Source organism: Paenibacillus beijingensis, from assembly GCF_000961095.1.
Classification (GTDB): Bacteria; Bacillota; Bacilli; order Paenibacillales; family Paenibacillaceae; genus Paenibacillus_O; species Paenibacillus_O beijingensis.
Map to the genome: position 1 here is coordinate 1,511,881 of NZ_CP011058.1, position 21,582 is coordinate 1,533,462.

Here is a 21,582-nt window from a genome sequence, read left to right on the forward strand (position 1 = left end):
GCTTCCCTAGCAGCTGCAGCTCTTGGTCGAGTCCTCGTCGACCGGAGTCGGATAATCGTTCGTAAAGCACGCCATGCACAGACCGGCGTTCGCCTTCTCACCCGAAGGGTCCACCGATTTCATGAGCCCTTCCTCGCTGAGAAAATAAAGCGAGTCGGCGTTGATCGCCTTCCGGATTTCCTCCGTCGTCTTCTCCGAAGCGATCAGCTCTTTGCGGTCCGGTGTATCGATGCCGTAGTAGCACGGGTTGGCAAACGGCGGCGAGGAAATGCGCACGTGCACCTCCGTCGCGCCCGCTTCCCGCAGCATATTGACGATGCGCAGCGACGTCGTCCCGCGCACGATCGAGTCGTCGATCATGACGACGCGCTTGCCTTCCACCACTTTGCGGACCGCAGACAGCTTCATTTTGACGCCTTTTTCGCGCAGCTCCTGCGAAGGCTGAATGAAGGTGCGGCCCGTATATTTGTTCTTGATCAGTCCGAGCTCGTACGGGATGCCGGTCTGCTCGGCATAACCGATCGCGGCGGAAATGCTGGAATCCGGCACTCCGGTTACAATGTCCGCGTCGACGAACGACTCCAGCGCGAGCTGGCGTCCCATACGCTTGCGGGCCGAATGGATGTTCACTTCGTTGATGTCGCTGTCCGGACGGGCAAAATAAATATATTCCATGACGCACGAAGCGCGCTTTTCCATCGGCTCGAACCGGTCCTCGCGGATGCCCTTGTCATCGAGAATGAGCAGCTCGCCGGGCTTCACGTCGCGTACGTATTCCGCGCCGATCGATTCGAACGAGCACGTCTCCGAGGAGAAGACGTAGCCTTCCCCCAGCCGGCCCATCACAAGCGGACGCAGGCCGTTCGGATCGGAGGCGACCAGCAGCTTGTCGTTGGTCATAATCAGGAATGCGAAGCCCCCGATGATGCGCTGCAGCGCGTCCTTGGCCGCTTCCACGAAGTCCTTCGGGGAGCGGGCGATGAGGTGCGCGATGACCTCGGTATCGCTTGTCGTTTGAAAAATCGACCCCTGCGCTTCCAGCTCGCGGCGAATCGCCGGCGCGTTCACGATGTTGCCGTTCGTCGCGACCGCCAGATCCCCGCCCCGGTACTTGAAGATGAGCGGCTGCGCGTTCGCAAGCCCGCTTCCGCCGGAAGTGGAATAGCGTACGTGACCGATCGCCCGGCTGCCGACCAGATTGTCCAGCTGATCCTTCGTGAACACTTCCTTGACCAGCCCCATGCCGCGATGGTAATGGAACTCACCGTTATCTTCGACCGTGCAGATGCCGGCGCTCTCCTCGCCCCGGTGCTGCAGCGCGTGCAGGCCGTAGTAGGAAAGCGAAGCCGCATCGGGGTGGCCGAACACCCCGAACACGCCGCACTCTTCCCTAAGCTTGTCGAAAATGTCGTCCCGGCCGATTCCTTCGTTGTAGTGGCCGTCGCCCCACGTTCCGCGCAGAAATTCCAGCTCTTCCGCTTCGGTACGGGAAACTTTACGCTCTTCTATTGTTGAACCGGTTATTGCATCAGACATGGAATCGCATCCTTCCAGACTTTCTGGAATTGTTCGACCGGTGCGTTAACGCCCGGTTTGCCGTTGATGTTCATGATCAAATTGTGTCCGCCTACCGTTCCGATCTCCGCATATGCAATTCCCTGCTCGCCCAGACGCGCTTTCAGCGCCGCCGCCTTCTCCGGCTTCGCCGACAGCAGAATCCGCGATTGCGATTCGCTGAACAGCGCATGATCCGCGCGCAGCGTCGTCTCGACGTTTACGCTCGCGCCGAGGCGGCCGCTGAAACACGATTCCGCAACCGCCACTGCAAGACCGCCCTCGGACAGGTCATGCGCCGAGGCGACAAGCCCTTCGCGGATCGCGGAGAGCACGGCGTCCAGCGTCTTTTTCTCCAGTGCCAAATCCAGCTGCGGAGGACGTCCCGTCGGTGCGCCATGCAGCACGTACTGCAGCTCGCTGCCGCCGAACTCCGCTTTCGTTTCGCCAACCAGAATAATAACGTCGCCCTCTGCCTTAAAATCTTGTGTCGTAATGTGGTCAAGATCTTCGACTAGTCCGACCATGCCGATAACCGGCGTCGGATAGATCGCGCCTTTGGCATTCTCGTTGTAAAGGCTGACGTTGCCGCCGATAACCGGCGTGTCCAGCGTGCGGCACGCTTCGCTCATGCCGTCGGCCGCTTTGACGATCTGCCAGAACACTTCCGGCTTCTCCGGGCTGCCGAAGTTGAGGTTGTCCGTAATGGCAAGCGGTGTCGCGCCGGAACAGACGATGTTGCGCGCCGCTTCGGCGACCGCGATCGCTCCGCCCACTTCCGGATCGAGGTAAACGTAGCGCCCGTTGCAGTCGGTCGTCATCGCCAGCGCCTTGCGCGTGCCGGCCACCGTCACGACCGCCGCATCCGAGCCCGGCCGGACCGCGGTGCTGGTGCGTACCATATAGTCATACTGATTATATACCCATTCCTTGCTGGCGACAGTCGGAGAACCGAGCACTTTTTCCAGCGCGCCGTTCAAATCGGTGATTTCTTCAAACGCGGACGCATCCACCGCTGCGTTCTCGCTGTAGTAAGCCGGCTCCTTGGAAGGCGGGTCGTACACCGGACACTCGTCGACGAGCGCCGTAACCGGCATATCGCCCACTTCTTCGCCTTTGTGGAACAGGCGCAGACGGCCGTCGTCGGTCACTTTGCCGACTTTCTTGCAAATGACGCCCCAGCGGTCGAAAATTTCTTTCGCCTGCGCTTCGTGCTGCGGCTCGACGACGAACAGCATCCGCTCCTGCGATTCCGACAGCATCATTTCGTAAGGGGTCATGCCTTCCTCGCGCTGCGGCACTTCATCCAGATACAGCTCCAGGCCGTTGCCGGCTTTGGACGCCATCTCCGCGCTGGAACAGGTCAGGCCCGCCGCGCCCATATCCTGGATGCCGAGCACGATGCCGGAGTCGATCAGCTCGAGCGTCGCTTCCATAACCAGCTTCTCCATGAACGGGTCGCCGACCTGCACCGCCGTCTTCTTCTCCTCCGATTCCTCGGAAAGCTCCACCGATGCGAACGTCGCGCCGTGAATACCGTCGCGGCCCGTTGCCGGACCAACGTAGAAGACGGGGTTGCCGACGCCTTTGGCGACGCCGCGCTGGATTTTGTCATGATCGATCAGGCCGACGCACATCGCGTTGACGAGCGGGTTGCCTTCGTAGCTCGGATCGAACATCACTTCGCCCGCGACCGTCGGAATGCCGATACAGTTGCCGTAACCCGCAATGCCGCCGACGACATGCTCGAACAAATATTTGACGCGATCGTTCTCAAGACGACCGAAGCGCAGGCTGTTCAGTAGCGCAACCGGACGGGCCCCCATCGAGAAAATGTCGCGGATAATGCCGCCGACACCCGTCGCCGCGCCTTGGTAAGGCTCGACCGCGGACGGATGGTTATGCGATTCGATTTTGAATGCGACTGCCTGATTGTCGCCGATATCGACGATGCCCGCGCCTTCGCCGGGTCCCATCAGCACTTTGTCGCCCGTAACCGGGAACTTTTTCAAAATCGACTTGGAGTTTTTGTACGCGCAGTGTTCCGACCACATGACGCTGAAGACGCCGATTTCCGTATAGTTCGGCTTGCGGCCGAGAAATCCGCAAATGAGCTCGTACTCGTGGTCGCTAACCCCGAACTGGTGGTAAATTTTCTGTTCCGCGATTTGCTCCGTCGTCGGCTCCTTAGCCGTTAACTGCTGCGCCATTTTTTTCCCTCCATGCGTTCAAAATCGATGTAAACATCCGTTTGCCGTCCTCCGAGCCGAGCAGCTGGTCCATCGCCCGCTCCGGATGCGGCATCATGCCGAGGACGTTGCCGCGCTCGTTACAGATGCCCGCGATGTCGCGGAGCGATCCGTTCGGGTTGCCGCCGTTTGCGTAGCGGAACACGATCTGACCGTTCGCTTCCAGCTTCGCCAGCGTTTCCTCGTCGCAATAATAGTTGCCTTCGCCGTGCGCGATCGGGATGTTGATGACCTCGCCCTCGCTGTATTGATTCGTAAACGGCGTCTTGTTGCTCATCACTTCAAGCTCCGACTGGTGGCAAAGGAACTTCAGGTTCCGGTTCCGCATCAGCTTGCCCGGCAGCAGGCCCGACTCCGTCAACACCTGGAAGCCGTTGCAAATGCCGAGCACAAGCTTGCCCGCTTCCGCAGCTTTGACAACTTCGCCCATGACCGGAGCGAATTGCGCAATCGCGCCACAGCGCAAGTAGTCCCCATAGGAGAAGCCGCCCGGCAGCAGAATGGCGTCGTAGTCGGACAGGTCGGTCGCCGTATGCCAGACGTAATCAACAGGCTGTCCGATCGCTTCAACCGCCTTGTAGCAGTCAATGTCGCAGTTGGACCCCGGAAAAACGATTACCGCAAATTTCATCGCGCTTATCCCTCCAGTTCGAAACGGAAGTCTTCAACAACCGTGTTGGCAAGCAGCTTCTCGCACATCGCTTTCAGGCGTTCCTCCGCTTCGGCGCGGTCGTTCGTATCCAGGTTCAGCTCCATATATTTGCCGATGCGAACGTTATTCACTTCCGCGAATCCGAGCGAATGAAGCGCTCCTTGAACCGCTGATCCTTGCGGGTCCAATACGTTTTCCTTAATCGTCACGTAAACCGTTGCTTTCATTTCGAACTCCTCCTAAAGGGTGGTGGGCTTAATGCATGTTGTTGTGAAAAAGGTCGCCGCGGCGCGTTAATTCGGTGAAAAAGGGCCCGCTGCGCGGATGGTTTGGGCTTCCGATCGCTGTTGTAGCCGGATTGTTTGGATTGTATAACCCCTGACAGGGTAACAATCCGGCTACAAAGGCGAACGCTATCGCTTCTCCAGCTCCAAACCATCCGTTCCGCTCGGTTTTCACCGTGCATTATAATGCGCGGGCTTCGCTCCCCGCTTTTTCAAGACAAGATGCATTAAGCCGGGTAGTGGGCAAAATGGCTTGCCTTATCTATAGCCTCGCCGAGTGCTTGATTCAATGAAATCTGCCTGTGCTGCGGCGTTTATTTTAAGGATGCTGTCGGCTGCGCTTTGCGCTTGATCCGATAAGTGCTGGATTGCTTGTTCATTGCTAGACTGCTCACTGCTGCTCCCGGAGTGCGCCAGCGTGCATGACGGCGCACAGCACGCGCCATGGTTCCAATCAGTCGAGCTTGGCAATGACGCCGATGGTCAAAACTTAGCAGCAACCATATTCTTGTTGCTGCGGTCTCGGCCTTTCACCCCGAAAAAGAAGAGCGAAGCGGCGAGGTTGAATCTGGAGAAGCGTCAGCGGTCGCCTTTGTGGACGGATTGTTACCCTGAAGGGGTAAATTCCAGACAATCCGGCCACAAGAGAGATCGTAGGATCAACCTCGATGCGCAGTGAACTCTTTTTCCTACGTTCAACCTCGGTGCGCAGTGACTCTTTTTCCCTACTCCAGATCTGAGCCGGTGAGGCGGCGGTAAATGTCGAGATAGCGGTTCGTCGTTTCGGAGACGACCGACTCCGGAAGCGGCGCCGGCTTGCTGTCGCGGTCCCAATCCGAATTCAGCAGGTACGTTCGCACCGGCTCCTTGTCCATGCTGTCGATCTCGGTGTCCAGTGCGTACTTGTCGACCGCCCAGAAGCGGGACGAGTCCGGCGTGAATATCTCGTCGATCAAAATCACTTTGCCGTCGATCAGCCCGAACTCGAACTTGCAGTCCGCCAGCACGATGCCGCGCTCCGCGCAGTAGCCGTGGGCGAACTCGTACAGCTTGACGCTGCGGTCCCGCAGCTCTTCGGCCAGCTCGGCGCCGACGAGCTCTTGCATCCGAGCAAACGGAATGTCTTCGTCGTGTCCGACGTCGTTTTTGGCGGCCGGGGTGAAAATCGGCGCTTCAAAACGTTCGTTTTTGCGCATTCCGTCCGGCAATGCGATCCCGTTGATCGCTCCCGTTTGCTGGTATTGTCTCCAACCGCCGCCTGTGATATAGCCCCGCACGACACATTCGATGTCGATCCGCTCCGCTTTTTTCGTCACCATGATCCGGTTGCGGAGCAGTTCCTTGTCGGTGACGAGGTCCCCGAGCCGGTCCACATCGGTATGAACGACGTGGTTCGGCTGGATGTCCGCCGTCTGCTCGAACCAGAAGGCGCTGAGACGGTTCAGCACGTTGCCCTTCTGCGGCACCGCCGGGTCCAGCACGTAGTCAAACGCGCTGATCCGGTCGGTGACGACGATCAGGTAATGCTCCCCGAGATCGTACAGCTCGCGCACTTTGCCTTTGTACAGCAGCGGCGCTTTGACGATGTCCACAGCCGTGGACAGAGCGTTCTGCGTCATCTTTTCTCAACCGCCCTTCTAGCTCAGACCGAGCCGTTTGAAAATGGTGTCCACATGCTTGAGGTGCCACGACGGGTTAAACGCATCGTCGATTTCCTCGGCCGTCAGCTGCGACGTAATTTCCGGCGTCGATTCGATAATGTCGCGGAACTGGCGCTGCTCTTCCCACGCCTGCATCGCGCGCGGCTGCACGGTATCGTACGCCTGCTCGCGGCTGAAGCCTTTGTCGATCAGCTTCGTCATGACGCGGCCGGAGAACGGCACGCCGTACGTGCGCTGCATGTTGCGCTTCATGTTTTCCGGGAACACGGTGAGGTTCTTGATGATGTTGCCCAGACGGTTCAGCATGTAGTTCAGCAGCATCGTCGCATCCGGCAAAATGACGCGTTCCACCGACGAGTGGCTAATGTCGCGCTCATGCCACAGCGGCACGTTCTCGTAAGCGGAAATCATATGGCCGCGGATGACGCGCGCAAGGCCGGAAATGTTCTCGCAGCCGATCGGGTTGCGTTTGTGCGGCATCGCCGACGAGCCTTTTTGGCCTTTGGCGAACGGCTCTTCCACTTCGCGGAACTCGCTTTTCTGCAGGGCGCGGATTTCCGTCGCGAACTTGTCGAGCGAGGTGGCGATCAGCGCCAGCGTCGCCATATATTCGGCATGGCGGTCGCGCTGCAGCGTCTGCGTGCTGATCGGCGCCGGCTTCGTGCCCAGCTTGCGGCAGACGAACTCTTCCACGAACGGGTCGATGTTGGCGTACGTGCCGACCGCGCCGGAGATTTTGCCGAACTGAACGCCGTCCGCCGCATGCTCGAACCGCTCCAGGTTGCGCTTCATCTCTTCGTACCAGAGCGCCAGCTTGAGGCCGAACGTCGTCGGTTCCGCGTGCACGCCGTGCGTCCGTCCCATCATCGGCGTATCTTTGTAGGCAATCGCCTGGCCGCGCAGGATGTCGATGAAGTTTACAATGTCGCGCTGCAAAATTTCGTTCGCCTGGCGAAGCAGGTAGCCCATGGCGGTGTCGACGACGTCGGTCGACGTCAGACCGTAATGCACCCATTTGCGCTCGGGACCGACCGTTTCGGATACGGCGCGGGTAAACGCGATTACGTCATGGCGCGTGTCCTGCTCGATCGCATAAATCCGGTCGATGTCAAAGCTTGCTTTTGCCCGCAGCGCTTCGACGTCCTCCTTCGGAATAACACCAAGCTCCGACCACGCTTCGCATGCGCAAAGCTCGACTTCCAGCCACGCCTGAAATTTATTCTGTTCGGTCCAAATCGCTCTCATTTCCGGTCTGCTGTAACGCTCTAACATTGCTTGTCCACCTTCCAAAAATGTTGATGTGATGGCGGAAAGGGGGCGCTGCGCGGCTTCGTTCGGGTCTCCGATCGCTGTTGTTCTCGAATCGTTCCGATCTCCTTAACCTAAAGGTTTTGCGTCAGCAAAACCACTTCGGAAGCATAAGCTTAGGGTAACGATTCGAGAAAAAAGCGTATGCTTTCGAAGTGGCTTTCTTTCAGAAAGCCTTTAGGCGAACGCTGACGCTTCTCCGACTCCGAACAAGCCGCTCCGCTTTTATTTCCGCCTTGGTAAAAAGAATGCTGATGCCGCGGCTGCTTCCGCCGCATCGCCTTTTGTAAAAACCTAAGTACAACCACCGTTCATCCTATCAAACCGTGCTCAATCTGAACATCCGTTAAATCAACATCTATATTTGAACGCGGTGCCGCTTTGACAGCAAGTTGTCTTTAAGCGAGGACAATCCTCTTCGCCGCAGTGCCGCCGCTTTACGCCTTAGCAACCAAAGCGCCGCCCCGCGTGTTAAACGCCGTCCGGCATCTCCCAGATGCCCGTTTCCCTGATCCAGCTTAGCGCCGCGTCGCAGCCCGACGCCAGCACGTTGACGTGGCCCATCTTGCGCCTGCTCTTCGCTTCGCTCTTGCCGTACAAATGCACCTTCGCCGACGTGCCTAGCCGCCGCTCGGCCTCGTCCTGCCGCCCCATCCGCGCCAGAAGCGGCGCGACATGCTCGCCGAGCACGTTCACCATCACGACGGGCGTGAGCAGCGCCGTGTCGCCGAGCGGCAGGCCGCACACGGCCCGCACATGCTGCTCGAACTGCGACGTCCGGCAAGCCTCCATCGTATAGTGCCCGCTGTTGTGCGGACGCGGAGCCAGCTCGTTGACGAACAGCTCGCCGTCCTCCGTCAGAAACAGCTCGACGGCAATCAGGCCGACGGCGCCGAGCCCTTCGGCGATCCGCACGGCAAGCCGTTCCGCTTCGGCCTGCACCGCCGCATCGATCCTTGCGGGCACGATCGAGAGGTGCAAAATGTTGTCTACATGGATGTTTTCCGCGACCGGAAACGCCTTCGTCTCCCCTTGCGGGCTGCGGGCCGCGATGACCGACAGCTCCTTGGTGAAGCGGATAAACTGCTCCAGCACGAGCTCCGTCCCGGCCCGGCTGAGCGTCTCGAAAGCTTCCGGGATCTCGGCTTCCGAGCGGATGACCCACTGGCCTTTGCCGTCGTAGCCTCCGGTCGCCGTCTTCAGCACGCACGGCAGGCCGAAGCTTGCCGCCGCCTCGCGCAGATCGTCCACGCTGCGGATTTCCGCATACGGCGCAACCCGCGCGCCGGCGGCTTCAATGGCCCGCTTCTCGCGCAGCCGGTGCTGGGTCGTGTACAGCAGCTCGCTGCCCTGCGGCACGTACGACTCCTCCATCAGCATCGCTGCGACGCCGGCGTCGACGTTCTCGAATTCGTACGTAATGACGTCCGCCCGCCGCGCCAGCTCCCTGGCCGCTTCCTGATCGTCATAAGCGGCTACGATCTGGTCCGCGACCTGGCCGCACGGCGAATCGTCGGCCGGATCGAGCGCCACGAAGCGATAGCCCATCGCGCTGCCAGCCAGCGCCATCATGCGGCCGAGCTGCCCGCCGCCGAGAATGCCGACCGTGGAGCCGGGCAGCAGCACGCGGGCATCTCCTGCCGCAGCAATGGCGCCCGCCTCGGAGGAAGCTTCACCGGGCGCCCCGGCAAAAGGTTGTCCGCCCGCGGACTGGACCGGCTCCGAGCCGGCGAAATCACGATCCGCTCTCAGCTTATCGCTGCTCATAGCTCGTCACTGCTTTCGAGCACCTGGCGCGTGATCGCTTCCCTGCGCCGGGCGACCCGCTCGGCAATATCCGGATCGAACGCGCCGAGCATTTGCGCGGCGAGCAGTCCCGCGTTCGCGCCGCCTGCGTTTCCGATCGCCACCGTTGCGACCGGAATGCCGGCCGGCATCTGCACGATCGACAGCAGCGAATCGAGTCCGTTAAGCGTGGACGACTTGACGGGAACGCCAATAACCGGCAGCGTCGTCTTGGCTGCGACCATCCCTGGCAGATGAGCCGCGCCGCCCGCTCCGGCAATAATGACCTTGAGTCCGCGTCCGGCAGCCGTCTGCGCATACTCGAACATCAGATCCGGAGTGCGGTGAGCGGACACGACTTTTTTCTCATACGGTATTTCGAGCTCGTCCAGAATGTCGCAAGCCAGCTTCATCGTATCCCAGTCCGACTTGCTTCCCATAATGACGCCCACTTTCGCAGACATACGTTTAAAACCACCTTTTTTGTTCATCTATATGGCTTAAGGCCCTCAATCAGCCGGAAAACACCGCAGCAAGCCGCAAAAAAATCCCTTGAGCAATCCTTTTGCCGTAAAATCGGTTCCAATCATCTTGGGAAAGAACCGGTCTGCCAACAAGGAAGCCCGCGGGACTAAGATTCGGCGCAGCATCCGCCGTGAACGAACGAAAAGAAGGCGTCTTTAACAAGACGACACAAGGCTGCCCCGCGAACGGGACAACCTGTTCCTCTATCCGTTGGCTCGTAGTCCGGTAATTTACGGTTTCCGGGTAGATACTTTCGGGCCAATTCCCGAAGTTATACGAGTCAGATCATGTTCGACAAAAACGTTGTGACGTTTTGTACGTTATAAAACTACCTCTAGTTTAACAATACACTCCTTTCCTGTCAACAGTTAAACACGAACGTTTTATCGATATTATGAATTAAAGTTCGTGTTTTGTCGAGACACTCTTTATAGTATACCCATTTTCCGGTTAAAGCCGCCGCTCGGAAAAAAGCGCCCGGCTTCCGGGAACGGAATTGGGTTCGATCGCGGCGCCCGTCGGCGGGATTTCGCTTAAGCGCCATGATTGGCGCGGCTTACAGCTTCAGCATTTGTAAGAATAAGGAACCCGGCACAGCCTTGCGTGAGGCCTGTCCATCAAGATGGGGCCGCCATCCGGACACGCTGCAAACGATTCCGGCACCTCTCATCCAAATATACCCGACTATCTCTATTTCCGAACATAGAGTCGAACCTGCATGTTATTATTGTTGACATCAATTCGCCATTTTATGGCGTTGCCTGCAAATTTATTCGCGTTATTCGTCGAAAACACGAACATTAGTGACATTGTTTCCGACAAAAAGCGAAAAAACCGCCGAATATTCGACGGTTTTCCTTTTTGTGGATATTGTTGAATCGGGGCGGTTCCATTACCTGACACCGAAAACAAACCGGCTTCATCGATCCGTTTCGATCCATTTCGATCTATCCGTTTGGCCCGCTCCAAAAATGCCCGCTCGCGCCCGCTACTCTTCCAGCCAGACCGTTTTCAGCTTCGCATCGGTCCGCTTGGACCTCAGCGGCTCCATATCGGGGTAGCCGATATAAATAAGCCCGACCAGCTCCTCTTGCTCCTCCAGCCCGAACGCTTCCTTCATTCGCGGATGATACATCGGATCGCCGCTGCGCCATACCGCGCCGAGTCCGTGTCCGTGCGCGGACAGCAGCAGATTTTGCACCGCCGCATGAACGGCGGCCAGCTCCTCCGCCTGCGGGGCGCGGGAGCCTGCCGGCGGCGAGTAGACGGCTGCGATGACAACCGGAGCCCGCAGCGCTTTCGCCTCTTCCCGGGCAAGACGCTGCCGGCGCTCGTCGTCATCCGCATCCGCCGCGCCCAGGTCCGAAATGGCGGCGTAAGCGCGGCCCAGCGTCCGCCGGCCCTCGCCGGTCATGACGATAAATTTCCACGGCTCCGTTTGATAATGATTGGGCGCCCAGGTTGCCGCCTCGATTAATTGTTCAATAACGGAACGCTCCACTGCGTCCGGCTTTACTTTGCCGATGCTCCGTCTTTCGCGTATCGCTTGTTCCAGTTCCATCATTTATCTTCTCCTTTCCAAGGAAGAGTGTCCTCTATAGGATAGTGGATGAACATCCCTTCGGGCAACTGCCGTACGTCCGCCTTATTCCAGCTTAAACTTCATTGCGGCCTCCTTCAGCTCCTTGGTCAGCTGTTCAATGCTCTTTACCATGCCGTCAAGCTGCTGCACCATTGCGGACTGCTCCTGCATACTCGCCGTTACTTCCTGGGCCGATGACGACACTTCCTCGCCGGAAGCAGACAGGTTTTGAGCGGACACGAGCACCTCGTCTTTCTCTTGCTGCATCCGCGATACGTCCCCAGCCAGCGATATGATCCGCTTTGTAATTTCCGTAACGCTTTCCATGATCGCCTGGAACCCCTGCCTTGTTTTCCCTACATATTCATCCTGCAAGCCGGAAATTTTCCTGATTTGATCGACGCTCTCATTATTCTCGGTTACAAACGCAAGATTTTGCTTGATGATCGCGTTGATTTCGTTCGATTGTTTCGCGCTTTGCTCGGCGAGCTTGCGTATTTCGGATGCGACAACCGCAAATCCTTTGCCGTGTTCACCGGCTCTTGCCGCTTCAATCGAGGCATTGAGCGCCAGCAGATTGGTCTGGCTTGAAATATCGTTGATGGCTTCGGTAATTTTTGAAATATTGCTTGAGCTTTGCTGCAGTTTCAATGTAATATCGGAAATTTTGAACACTTCTTCTTCATTGGTATTGTTAATACGGGATAAGTTCTCGATCACATCGACGCTGGAGTGAAAAACGTCAACAATTTCTTCCGCACGCTGCTTTACCGATTGAGCGATGTCGTTCATCGAAACGAATTTTTCGCCAAAGTCGTAAAATTTATCTACGATTCGTTCCGTATCTTGCGCTTGAGCTTCCATCGCCTTGGCGATCTCAACCGTAGTCGCACTTGTCTCGGCGATTGCCTGAGCCGATAGGTCAGATGCCGCATCGAGCTCCTTTGCATTGCTGTTAAGTATCGAAATCGAATGGTTCATATTTCGGATCAGCGATTTATTCTGCTCGACCATAATATTAAAGCTTTCGGCCAAGTCTTTAAACTCACTTTCGTACCGGCCGGCAGCCGTGACCGTTAAATCGCCGCCCGCGAGCTGCTTAAACAATTCCGTCAGCCTCACGATCGGGTTTGCAATAGAGCGGGACAGCAACAGGCTTACGAAGGCGGCGATTACGATCGCAATTAGCGTAATGATGGTTAATTGCAGCAGCATTGCTTTCAGCGGACGCTTAATGTCGGAATAGGAATCGACGACTTTGACGGTCCAATCGGAGCCCGGAATTTTATTCCACCGGATGTAATCGCCGCCAATATCACTGCTGCTTGTTTTAATTCCGTCAACAGCCCGGTCTTTCAAAAACTCGTGAAGCGCCGGATCATTTTCCTGCTTGCCGATTACAGACGGATCCGCCGAATGATAAAGAACCGTACCGCCCCGGCTTAAAATTTCGATTATTCCTTCGCTGTTCATCAAGCCGCTTCCCAAATTTTCCGTAAAAAATTTCGAATCTGTCGTCGTTGCGTAAACGCCAACCACTTTTCCGTTGTTATCTTTAATCGGTTCGGAGAAAACAATCAACAACTTTCCGCTGCTCTTAGATACAACAGCATCGCTGATAAAAGATTTGCCTGTCAGCGCCTCTTTAAAATATTCCCGGTCTGCCCGGGATTCGCCTATGGTATCGGTGTTCGTTGAAGAAACGATCGTTCCTTTTGTATCGATGATGATAAATGACACATTTCCCCTCGTTCCTTGCAAAGTCCGCAAAAGCGTTTTATTCGCTTTGTCAAAATACGGATTGGCCGCTGAAAAAAAGTCCTTATCGGAAAAGTTTCCGGATTCTCTAAGCAGCAGCAAGTCACGGAATGTGTTATGTGCAGATATAATAAAAGCGGATTGCGCCTGCAATTGGGCCGAAGTCATCAGTCCTTGCGCAATCCGGTCTGCATTCGCGTTTATTTCATCCAGGCTTTTCTTTAATAATAATTTCGATGAAAACAGATATGATACAACGGAAGTAATCAGCAGTGCGGCGATGACCAAAAGACTGATAAATACAGGCAGCTTCACGGTTAACGAGGTATTTCGAATCGTTTCAAAGTTTTGTTTCAACATGATGGCTGAGCTCCTCATCTTCATTTTGATGGTCTGATGTCCACTACATTTATCGGAAGCTCTTTTCAGGAAATACAGTGGATAATTTCTCCAATGAAGTTGCAGGCAGACGGGTGAAAGAATAAAACCGGCGCAACGAAAAGACGGCCGCTATTCCCATAATTAGGAATAGCGGCCGTCTTTGGGTCATCGTTACTTCACCCGCCCGATCGAGAGACTCAGCTTGTAATTGCCGAACTGCGTCAATTCATCGAGAAACGCGTTCAACTCTTCCTGCGAGCGGACGCGCACCCGCATCCAGTAGCAGCCTTCGCCGCTGACGCGGAGCGTTTCGGCGACCTGCTCCCGCTGCCGGACGAAGGAATGAAACGATGCATGAGCCCCTCCGGATTTCATAAACACGGTAATGAGAGCATCGACGGCAAGCCCGAGTTTATCCGGGTTCCATCGCACCGTGTAGCCTTCGATGACGCCCGCGTCCTGCAGCTTGCGGACCCGCGCGCCAACCGCCTGACCGGTCATATGGACAAGTTCCCCGATTTGTTTGTGCGACAAGGACGCATCCTCCAGCAAATGCTGCAAAATGCGGAGGTCGACCTCATCCAGCAGCCCGTTGCTCATCATTTAGAAGATTCCTTTCAGCGTGAAAGTGAAAGCGGTCATTTCGTTTCACCGGCCGGTTTATCGTCCGAACGGACCGTTCTATAATTTTAGCAGAATCGTAACCTTAAAGATAAGAGGTGCATGAACATGAAGCTCCAACTGATCCGGCACGCCACGCTGCGGCTCGACTACAGAGGCGTTTGCTTCCTCATTGATCCGATGCTCAGCGATGCGGGCGTAAATCCGCCGATTCCAGGCTCGACCAACGACAGGCGCAATCCGCTCGTTCCGCTGCCGGAAGGCGAGCGGGACTGGCTTCATCCCGATGCGGTGCTCGTTACGCACCTGCATCCCGATCATTGGGACGAAGCGGCCGCGAAGGCGTTGCCGAAATCTTTGGCCGTATTATGCCAGCCCGGCGATGAGGAAGCTCTCCGCTCCTTCGGATTTGCATCCGTCGCGCCGATCGAACGCGAGACGACTTGGCGAGGCGTGACCATCGCCCGTACGGAAGGCCGCCACGGCACCGGAGAAATCGGCGCGAGGATGGGCCGCGTGTCCGGTTTTGTGCTGCGGGCGGACGGTGAGCCGACGCTGTACATCGCCGGCGACACGATTTGGTGCCAAGAGGTGCAGCAGGCGCTTGACGAGCACCGTCCCGCACTGACGGTTGCCAATGCAGGCGGCGCCAGGTTTGCAGCGGGCGATCCGATCACGATGGATGCCGACGGCGTCGTCGCGCTCTGCCGCTACGCGCCTTACACGAAGGCGGTAGCCGTGCATATGGATGCCATTAATCATTGCCTCGTTACGAGAGCCGATTTGCGGGAGCGGCTGGCGGCCGAAGGACTGCTCGGGAGCGTGTCCGTTCCTGGGGATGGACAGTGGGTAACATTGATGTAGGATAGGATGTATAACGATACAGGATGGTACTTTTAGCATTGGCGGCTCAATGTTGCGCGCGGATTGTTCATTTCACTTCGATGGCAAAAATTACTGACGTGTCGCCCTCCGAGTACCTGCCGTCCGCTGTAGTCTAAAAAGCTGAAATCCCGTAGTAATACAAGCCGCGCTCTTTAGGAGCGTCAAAATGTCCATCCTTCAAAGGAACGTCGATCGCATTATCCTCCAAAAACCGCTGAACATACATTTTGGACGGCGCAGGCTTGTAGGCGAACGAAATTTTGATGTCGGCTCCGGCATTCACAAGGGTCGGGGCTAACATTTTCTTTTTCAGCAACGTCGATCCTCCTACATAATCCGCACATCCTAATTTCCCCCAACAATAACTGCTTTGAACGACCGGAACTTCCGTTTCGTCTGAAATCACCTTTGGAAGCGGCGGTGATTGTTCAGAGTACCCTCCCAAGACTGCAGATGTTTCGAAGTCCCCTCCCAAGGTTGCTGGTTTTTCGGAGCACCCACCCAATACAGCTATGAACGCGATACAAATCATTGCAATTATTTTCTTGTTCATCAACATCATTCCACCCCTATAAGATGGAACGTAAGCGAGACCGAATTGTTGCATGAAAAGCAATTTTCTTTGGTAAAAGGAGTTTTTACGGGTTGTTTAAGGTCCGGCGAGCATACCAGCATAAAGCCGAAAAAGCCCAGACAATACGGAAATACTCCGTTTGTCTGGACTTGTTCATGAACTTCCTTTCCTGCTGCGAAGGCCGAGTCGCTCGAAGCCGATACAGCTGCAGATCAGCCTTCGCTGCCGAGCATCAAGTATCGCAGCACGATCAGCACGGCCAATATCCACATGAGAGGATGCACCTTATAACGCTTGCCGTCCTTGCCGCGGCCGGCCGCGTTGGCGATAGCCGCCAGCAGCACGTACGTGACGATGCCGAACGAGACGCCGTTGGCGATATTGTACGTGAACGGCATCAGCACAATCGTCAGGAACGACGGAACCGCGTATACCATATCGCTAAAATCGATCTCTTTCACCGACTGCAGCATCAACAGCCCGACGATGATGAGCGCGGCCGAAGTGGCCGAGCCCGGAACGAGCGCGATAAGCGGCGAAAGAAACAGCGACAGGAGGAAGCAGATGCCGGTCGTCACCGCCGTCAGTCCGGTCCGTCCGCCCTGGGCGACGCCCGCGGCGCTTTCCACGAACGAAGTGACGGTGCTTGTCCCAAGCATCGCTCCGCCGCTTACGCCGACCGCGTCGACAAGCATCGCTTTGCCGACCCGTTTGCGACCGGTAGCCGGATCCTTCATCAGCCCGGCGCGGTTCGCCGTACCGACCAGCGTCCCGAACGTGTCGAACAACTCCACAAACGTAAACGTCGCGATAACCGATACCAGCCCGACTTCCATCACGCCATTGAAATCAAAGTCCCAGAAGTTCAGCTTGCCGAAATCCGGTACCCACGTTTTGCCGGCAAGCGTCTCGCCGACGTTCACGTTGCCGCTCGCAATCGCGATTACCGTCGTCGCCAGAATGCCCCACAAAATCGCTCCCGGCACACGCAGCACCATCATGACCGCAATCAGCAAAATCCCGATAATCGTCAAGTAGACGGACGGTTCGTTCAGATCGCCCATATGAACGACCGTTTCGAAGCTGAGCAGGTTCGTGAAGGTGCCTTTCGGCACGTCATTTACCGTTTCCGCCGCAATCGTCATCAGTCCGCTGTTCTTCAGGCCGATAATCGTAATGAACAAGCCGATCCCGACCGTAATCGCATGCTTGATGCTGTCCGGTACGGCCGTAATGAGCATCTGCCGGATCTGCGTCAGCGTCAGGATCAGAAATACGATTCCGGAAATGAACACCGCCGTCAGCGCCATCGCCGGCGTAATCGGCGTCCCCGTCGCCTTGGAAGCGAGCACAGTGGCTGCAAAATAAGCGTTCAGCCCCATGCCGGGCGCCAGCGCCACCGGAAAGTTGACGAACAGCCCCATTGCAATCGTAAAAATGCCGCCGGCCAGCGCGGTTGCCAGAAATACCGACGTCCAGTCCATTCCTGCCCCGACAAGAATGCCCGGGTTAACCGCGAGAATGTATGCCATCGTCATAAATGTCGTCAGCCCTGCCAAAATTTCAGTTCTCACGTTCGTTCCGTTTTCTTTCAGCCGAAAGAAACGATTCATGCTTGATCAACCTCCCAAAAATGTGGTAGGAACAAAACAAAACCTTGGAACATCCGCATGATGGGCGCATGATTTCCAAGGTTCCCGCAAACAGGACAAACGATTCCTGATTACGCGTTTGTTGTTTTTCCTCTCCTCGTAGGCGGATCATTTACGGTGATCTCGTAGAAACTCCCGGACCGATTCCCGGGATTATACCAAAAGAGAAATTCATTGTTCCATTGTTGTCCGCAACTAGTATTTATAATAAATCGACATTTGTCAATAAGAAGAGGCAAAAATTAATTGCTTTTGAAAAAAGATGCATACGGCGAAGCGGATGGTATCGTGTCCGCAATACGCTGCAGACAAAGCGTAAATTCGTCCTGCACCCGCCTGCCCGCCCAGTCCGCGGGAAGCAGCGCTGCAGGCAGCATCGGGTCTTCCAGGTTCAGCTCGCTGATCGCCTCGCCCAGTTCCAAATAAAGGGTGAACAGACCGAGCGGGTCGCTCTCATTCGGCGCGGCAGCGAGCGCCTTTTCCAATCTCGGCTGAAAATCCGTCTCGTACCATATCATCTTCCCGCGATAGTTTGACTCTAACTTGTCCAGCCTCCAGATGTCCGCCGCTTCCTGCGGCCCCAAGTCCTTCTCCGGCATCCGCCCGGAAAAGACCGTGACAAAAGATTCGAGCCCATGCCGCCGGATGCATTCGCGCACCTCTTCCCGGTACGGCCATGGGGAGAGATAGACGCTGCTGTACAGCAACCCGAAGCCGATTTGCAGCAGATCCGCACGGAACCGGTCGCGCTGCTTGCGCAGCGCTTCCGGAATTTCGGCCATGACCAATTCCCAGGTGCCGTCCCACGCTTCCCGGTACCGCTGCGGCTTCAAGTTGATCGACCGGATAAACCTCCTTCCCGCTTCGGTGATCAGGTAGGCCGACCGCGACGGCGAATCGGCGTATCCTTCCTTTTTCAGCCGGGACAGCGCATTGCGGATATAAGGAGCGGTGTAGTTGCGGCGCTCATAAATCGATATGATCTGCTGGGTTTCCATCCGGTCCGCCCGTGAAAGCAGAAACAGAATTTGCTTATCGATCGATAACAAGTCATCACATCCTTATTGACAAAGAGAGTGGGGAGGTTTATAACATAAATACCAACGTTGGTGTGAAAAATTGTTATAAAAGAGTTGAGTGCCAACTCTAGTATTGTATCGTATCGTCAGCAAAAACAAAAACCGGAAGACGCATTTTCAGGAGGAGAAAAGGATGTCATTGAATTGGAAAAAATATGTATGTACACTTGCAGCCGGGGCAGCGCTTATATGGGGAAGCTCCGTTCCGAATGTTACGGCAGCGGCGAACCGGGATGTAGGCGCGAACGTCAGCAGCTACCTGCAGTGGAATACGGCGGTACATATCGAATTGGATTCCGCTCCGCTGGCGGAAGAGGGCATAATGGAAAATACGCAAATTTTGGTGCCGCTGCGGGCGGTGTTTGAAGCGGCCGGAGCGAAGGTAAGCTGGAACGCGGGCTCTAACACCGTTACGGCCGAAGGAAAAGGATACAAGCTTACGCAAGCGAAAGGGTCGCGATCCGTATTCGTAAACGGCATCTCTTATGAACTCGATCATGAAGCCGTCGTATCCGGCGGCAATTTGATGGTGTCCGAACGTGCGGTGCCGCTGGCGCTGAATGCCGCTCTCTATTGGAACTCCGCCGCGCGGACACTGTCGATCGTTTCCCCCGCTGACAAAAGCGGCGGATTGCAGATCGAGAGCCCGGCCTTTGCGAAGTTCGGTACCATACCCGCCAAATATGCGCACCAAGGCGGCAGCGGACGCGACATCAGCCCGCCGGTAAGCTGGTCCAATGCGCCGGAAGGCACAAAATCGTTCGCGGTCGTCATGTACGATATTCATCCGATCGCCGACAATTACATTCATTGGAGCGTGCTGAATGTGCCGGGAGCCGTTCGCGAGCTTTCCGAAGACGCGGCCGCCGCGCTCCCGGCCGGGCAGCAGCCGAACGCTTATTTCGGCATGGGGCCGCCGCCGTTCTCCGGCGATCACCTGTACCGGCTGGCCGTCTATGCCCTGGATACCGAGCTTTTGGAATTGAAGGACAAGGTGGTCTTTTTCGATGAGCTGGAGCCGCTGCTGCAAGCGCACGAGCTCGGACATGCGGAATGGGACGGATTTTTTAGGAATACGGTAAATTAAGGCGGTGAGAAGTTCGCCGCTCTCGACGAAACCAACCAATTTGAAAAGGGAAAAAGCCGTCTGAGAATGGACAGAAGCTGCGCGCCAAAATCAGATGACGGCGGCTTTGAACGGCAGTGTTGGCGGGGTGATCTCATTGCTGCACTGCCGTTCAAAGCGCTTTATACACGAGGTGCAATTGGAAATCTAATGACGCGGACGGAGCGTATGTAACAGCTCTCGCTAAGTGCGTCATAACGAATAGAGAAAAATGGACTAATAAAGATGCCGTGAACACGGCCCGATGTAAATGGCGAGCCTTTTCCGCCACGAAATCTGAATACCGAAAAAAGCAGTACCGCGCGGAATGTCCCGCATCGGTACTGCTTTTTATAGCTTAATGCAAGTAAAGAAATTAACGCTTACTCCCACTCGATCGTTGCCGGCGGCTTCGAGGTCACGTCGTAGACGATCCGGTTGACGTTATCGACTTCGTTGACGATGCGCACGGAGATTTTCTCCAGCACATCCCAAGGAATGCGCGCCCAGTCCGCGGTCATACCGTCGATCGAAGTTACGGCGCGGATGCCGACCGTATAAGAGTACGTACGGGCATCGCCCATTACGCCGACGCTTTTCATATTCGGCAGCGCCGTGAAATACTGCCAAATTTCGCGGTCGAGACCGGCTTTGGCGATTTCTTCGCGCAGGATGGCGTCGGATTCGCGCACGATCGTCAGCTTCTCCTCCGTCACTTCGCCCAGTACGCGGATGGCCAGACCCGGACCCGGGAACGGCTGGCGCCATACGATTTCGTCCGGCAGGCCGCACTCCGTGCCGACTTTGCGCACCTCGTCCTTGAACAGCGCTTTCAGCGGCTCAACGAGCTTGAAGGTGATGTCTTCCGGCAGACCGCCCACGTTGTGGTGGGATTTGATCGTTTGCGCCGTTGCCGTACCGCTTTCGACGATATCGGTGTAAAGCGTGCCCTGCGCCAAAAATTCGAAGTCGTCGAACTTCGCCGACTCCTCCTGGAACACGTAGATGAACTCGTTGCCGATAATTTTCCGCTTTTTCTCCGGATCGTCTACGCCCGCCAGCTTGCCGAGGAAACGGTCGCGCGCATCGATTTTGACCACTTTCATATCGAATTTGCCGACGAACGTCTCCATGACGCTTTCCGCTTCGCCTTTGCGCAGCAGGCCGTGGTCGATAAACATACACGTCAGCCGGTCGCCGATCGCTTTATGGATCAGCATGGCGACAACGGACGAATCGACGCCGCCGGACAGCGCGCACAGCACTTTGCCGTCGCCGACCTGCTCGCGGATGTCGCGGATGGTGTCCTCGATGAACGTTTCCATGCTCCAGGTGCCTTCGCACTTGCAAATATTAAAGAGGAAGTTGCGGATCATTTCGTTGCCGTACACGGAGTGGCGCACTTCCGGATGGAACTGCACCGCGTAGAAATTGCGCTCCGGATGGCTCATCGCCGCGATCGGCGCATGCTCCGTGCTTGCTTCGACGCGGAAGCCGGCCGGCGGCTCGACGACCAGGTCGGTGTGGCTCATCCATACCGTTTGCCGCAGCTCCAGACCGTGCGCGAGCGCCGAGCCTTCGATAAAGTCGACGTCCGCCCGCCCGTACTCGCGCTTGCCCGCGCGCTGCACCTTGCCTTGAAGCTGATGGGACATCAGCTGCATGCCGTAGCAAATGCCGAGAATCGGCAGACCGAGCGCATAGATGGCCGGGTCGACCACGGGGGAATTTTCTTCATAAACGCTTGCCGGGCCTCCCGAGAACACGATGCCTTTGGGCTGCAGTTCCCGGATCCGTTCTGCCGGCGTGTTGAAAGGCAGCAGCTCGCTGTATACGCCCAAATCGCGGATGCGGCGCGCAATCAGCTGGTTGTATTGCCCCCCGAAATCAAGGACAACGATCATTTCATTTGGTTTGTTCACTTCCG

General features: G+C 56.4%; 17 protein-coding genes and 2 riboswitches. Of the genes, 2 read left to right on the forward strand and 15 right to left on the reverse strand.

Going from position 1 to position 21,582, the window contains the following annotated elements; translation table 11 throughout:
• Positions 1-6: 6 nt before the first annotated feature.
• The 11 genes from purF to VN24_RS06900 form a co-directional block, all read right to left on the reverse strand.
• Positions 7-1,536 carry an amidophosphoribosyltransferase gene (purF, locus tag VN24_RS06845; RefSeq protein WP_082083652.1) on the reverse strand — a complete coding sequence of 510 codons (1,530 nt, stop codon included), beginning with the start codon at positions 1,534-1,536 and terminating at the stop codon, positions 7-9.
• The gene (gene purL / locus VN24_RS06850; protein WP_045669778.1) at positions 1,521-3,764 is read right to left on the reverse strand and encodes a phosphoribosylformylglycinamidine synthase subunit PurL; all 2,244 of its coding nucleotides are present in this window, start codon (positions 3,762-3,764) and stop codon (positions 1,521-1,523) included. The genes purF and purL overlap by 16 nt, the downstream gene beginning before the upstream one ends.
• Positions 3,742-4,434 (reverse strand): phosphoribosylformylglycinamidine synthase subunit PurQ, encoded by a 693-nt coding sequence (purQ, locus tag VN24_RS06855; protein ID WP_045669779.1) that lies wholly within the window; start codon positions 4,432-4,434, stop codon positions 3,742-3,744. The genes purL and purQ overlap by 23 nt, the downstream gene beginning before the upstream one ends.
• Positions 4,435-4,439: 5 nt before the next feature.
• A complete protein-coding gene (purS, locus tag VN24_RS06860) occupies positions 4,440-4,682 on the reverse strand; it encodes a phosphoribosylformylglycinamidine synthase subunit PurS (RefSeq protein WP_045669780.1) in 243 nt (80 codons plus the stop codon).
• A 782-nt stretch (positions 4,683-5,464) separates the two neighbouring features.
• Positions 5,465-6,358 carry a phosphoribosylaminoimidazolesuccinocarboxamide synthase gene (locus VN24_RS06870; RefSeq protein ID WP_045669782.1) on the reverse strand — a complete coding sequence of 298 codons (894 nt, stop codon included), beginning with the start codon at positions 6,356-6,358 and terminating at the stop codon, positions 5,465-5,467.
• Between the two features lie 18 nt (positions 6,359-6,376).
• The gene (purB, locus tag VN24_RS06875) at positions 6,377-7,672 is read right to left on the reverse strand and encodes an adenylosuccinate lyase (protein ID WP_045669783.1); all 1,296 of its coding nucleotides are present in this window, start codon (positions 7,670-7,672) and stop codon (positions 6,377-6,379) included.
• 507 nt (positions 7,673-8,179) lie between these two features.
• Complete coding sequence (purK, locus tag VN24_RS06880; protein ID WP_082083653.1) at positions 8,180-9,475, reverse strand: 5-(carboxyamino)imidazole ribonucleotide synthase; 1,296 nt, start codon at positions 9,473-9,475, stop codon at positions 8,180-8,182.
• Positions 9,472-9,957: a 5-(carboxyamino)imidazole ribonucleotide mutase gene (gene purE, locus VN24_RS06885; RefSeq protein ID WP_045669784.1), complete on the reverse strand. Its 486-nt coding sequence runs from the start codon at positions 9,955-9,957 to the stop codon at positions 9,472-9,474. Before purE ends, purK begins: the two co-directional genes overlap by 4 nt.
• 259 nt (positions 9,958-10,216) lie before the next feature.
• Positions 10,217-10,317: riboswitch (purine riboswitch) on the reverse strand.
• 689 nt (positions 10,318-11,006) lie between these two features.
• Positions 11,007-11,582 carry a nitroreductase family protein gene (locus VN24_RS06890; RefSeq protein WP_045669785.1) on the reverse strand — a complete coding sequence of 192 codons (576 nt, stop codon included), beginning with the start codon at positions 11,580-11,582 and terminating at the stop codon, positions 11,007-11,009.
• Between the two features lie 81 nt (positions 11,583-11,663).
• The gene (locus VN24_RS06895; protein WP_238590851.1) at positions 11,664-13,718 is read right to left on the reverse strand and encodes a methyl-accepting chemotaxis protein; all 2,055 of its coding nucleotides are present in this window, start codon (positions 13,716-13,718) and stop codon (positions 11,664-11,666) included.
• Between the two features lie 192 nt (positions 13,719-13,910).
• A complete protein-coding gene (locus VN24_RS06900; protein ID WP_420798626.1) occupies positions 13,911-14,339 on the reverse strand; it encodes an Lrp/AsnC family transcriptional regulator in 429 nt (142 codons plus the stop codon).
• 129 nt (positions 14,340-14,468) lie between these two features.
• On the opposite strand from VN24_RS06900, the gene VN24_RS06905 reads away from it, so the two are divergent.
• Positions 14,469-15,224, forward strand: a complete 756-nt coding sequence (locus tag VN24_RS06905; RefSeq protein WP_045669788.1) for an MBL fold metallo-hydrolase — start codon at positions 14,469-14,471, stop codon at positions 15,222-15,224.
• Between the two features lie 133 nt (positions 15,225-15,357).
• On the opposite strand, the gene VN24_RS27305 is transcribed toward VN24_RS06905, so the two are convergent.
• The 3 genes from VN24_RS27305 to VN24_RS06920 form a co-directional block, all read right to left on the reverse strand.
• Positions 15,358-15,798, reverse strand: a complete 441-nt coding sequence (locus VN24_RS27305) for a hypothetical protein (protein WP_148505205.1) — start codon at positions 15,796-15,798, stop codon at positions 15,358-15,360.
• Positions 15,799-16,031: 233 nt separating this feature from the next.
• Positions 16,032-17,432, reverse strand: coding sequence for an NCS2 family permease (locus VN24_RS06915; protein ID WP_045669790.1), 1,401 nt, complete (start codon positions 17,430-17,432; stop codon positions 16,032-16,034).
• 119 nt (positions 17,433-17,551) lie between these two features.
• Positions 17,552-17,652: riboswitch (purine riboswitch) on the reverse strand.
• A 61-nt stretch (positions 17,653-17,713) separates the two neighbouring features.
• The gene (locus VN24_RS06920; protein WP_045669791.1) at positions 17,714-18,520 is read right to left on the reverse strand and encodes a PaaX family transcriptional regulator C-terminal domain-containing protein; all 807 of its coding nucleotides are present in this window, start codon (positions 18,518-18,520) and stop codon (positions 17,714-17,716) included.
• Positions 18,521-18,683: 163 nt separating this feature from the next.
• Between VN24_RS06920 and VN24_RS26215 the strand changes: the two genes are divergently transcribed.
• Positions 18,684-19,637 carry a YbhB/YbcL family Raf kinase inhibitor-like protein gene (locus VN24_RS26215; protein ID WP_052702830.1) on the forward strand — a complete coding sequence of 318 codons (954 nt, stop codon included), beginning with the start codon at positions 18,684-18,686 and terminating at the stop codon, positions 19,635-19,637.
• A gap of 401 nt (positions 19,638-20,038) precedes the next feature.
• Here VN24_RS26215 and guaA read toward each other — a convergent pair whose 3' ends face one another.
• Positions 20,039-21,577, reverse strand: a complete 1,539-nt coding sequence (gene guaA, locus VN24_RS06930) for a glutamine-hydrolyzing GMP synthase (RefSeq protein ID WP_045669792.1) — start codon at positions 21,575-21,577, stop codon at positions 20,039-20,041.
• Between the last annotated feature and the right edge of the window lie 5 nt (positions 21,578-21,582).